Origin of the sequence: Cellulomonas sp. A375-1, from assembly GCF_001040865.1 — a bacterium.
Classification (GTDB): Bacteria; Actinomycetota; Actinomycetes; order Actinomycetales; family Cellulomonadaceae; genus Cellulomonas; species Cellulomonas gelida.
The window spans coordinates 1-1,242 of the sequence record NZ_LFKW01000069.1 but is presented as its reverse complement, the minus strand read 5'-3'; the positions used below and the strand labels follow the sequence as shown (position 1 = coordinate 1,242).

The following is a 1,242-nucleotide window of genomic DNA, read 5'->3' as shown; positions in this document are numbered from 1 at the left end:
GCCCATCGTCGTCGTGGGGGCGCTCGCGCTCGCGGTCGGTGCGGCTGTCGTCGCCCTGCCCCTGTCGTCGTGGCGCGGCGCGCTGGTGACCACCGCGGCCTCGACGCTCGCGGGCGTGCTAGCCACGCTGCTGCTGCCGGACATCGACGTCCTCGCCGGGCTCGTCCTGGGCGCTGCCGTCGGGGTGCTGATCTCGTCGCTGCACGTGCTGTTCGACGCGCTCGAGTCGCTCGCGCGCAAGCTCCCCTCGGTCGCGGCGATCGTGCTTCCCGTGACCGTGACGGGGATCCTCGTGTACGTCGTCGGGCGCGTGCTCGTCGGCTGACGGCGACCGGGCCGGGGAACCGGCCGGGACGGTGTGACGCGTCTCGTCGCCGTCGGGACCGGCGAAGCGCCCCGGGATCGTTAGGATCGGCGCATGACAGCGCTCGAGGGGTTCTTCATCGGTCTGCTCGTCCTCACGACGCTCGCGATCGCCTGGACGGCGGGGCTCGTGGTGCTCCGCTTGTTCAAGTCGCAGCGCTGACCCACAGACGACACGCTCAAGGTCCGCCTCGCCTCGTCGGCCCCGTCGCCGCGAGCACCGCAGGACCCGGATCGGAAGGCAACACTCATGGCGTTCGTCCTGCCCGAAGGGCTCGCCCCGGAGGTCTACCCGCTCGCCTGGCTCGTCGGGCGGTGGTCGGGTGAGGGAGTCGTCGGCTACCCCGGGGTCGAGGAGACCGCGTTCGTCCAGGACGTCGTCTTCGACCACGACGGCGGGCCGTACCTGTCCTACACCTCGACCATCCGGCTGGTCGTCGCACCCGACGACGCGTCGGCGCTCGACGAGGCCGCGGCCGCCGACGAGCCCGCCGACCCGCCACTGCACGACGGCCCCGTCTGGTCGACGGAGTCCGGCTACTGGCGCGTCCCGCCCGAGCGGCCCGAGGGGCTGACCGACGAGCAGTTCCCCGTCGAGGTCCTGCTCGCGGACCCGTCCGGGCACGTCGCGGTGTACGTCGGGGCGGTCGGCAACGGCCGGGTCGACCTGGCCTCCGACCTCATCGCCCGGACCTCGTCGGGCGCCGAGGTCAGCGCGGCCACGCGGCTGTACGGCCTGGTCAACGGCGAGCTCATGTGGGCGCAGGACCTGGCGGCCTTCGGCCAGCCGATGCAGTCCTACGCCTCGGCCCGGCTCGCGCGCGTCGAGGACGTCGAGCACTGATGACGCAGGTCCCGGCCCCCCGCGTCGACGAGCCC

At 73.3% G+C, this 1,242-nt stretch carries 1 protein-coding gene and 1 pseudogene; both read left to right on the top strand.

Features of this window, described 5'->3' with window-relative positions; translation table 11 throughout:
* Positions 1 to 325: pseudogene (locus tag CWIS_RS08000) on the top strand (hypothetical protein); the annotation flags it as partial.
* Between the two features lie 288 nt (positions 326 to 613).
* A complete protein-coding gene (locus CWIS_RS07995) occupies positions 614 to 1,207 on the top strand; it encodes an FABP family protein (RefSeq protein WP_048342741.1) in 594 nt (197 codons plus the stop codon).
* The last annotated feature ends 35 nt before the right edge of the window (positions 1,208 to 1,242 follow it).

Coding starts and splice junctions, on each gene's coding strand:
- CWIS_RS07995 (WP_048342741.1), top strand. CDS start 614: ATGGCGTTCGTCCTGCCCGAAGGGCTCGCCCCGGAGGTCTACCCGCTC.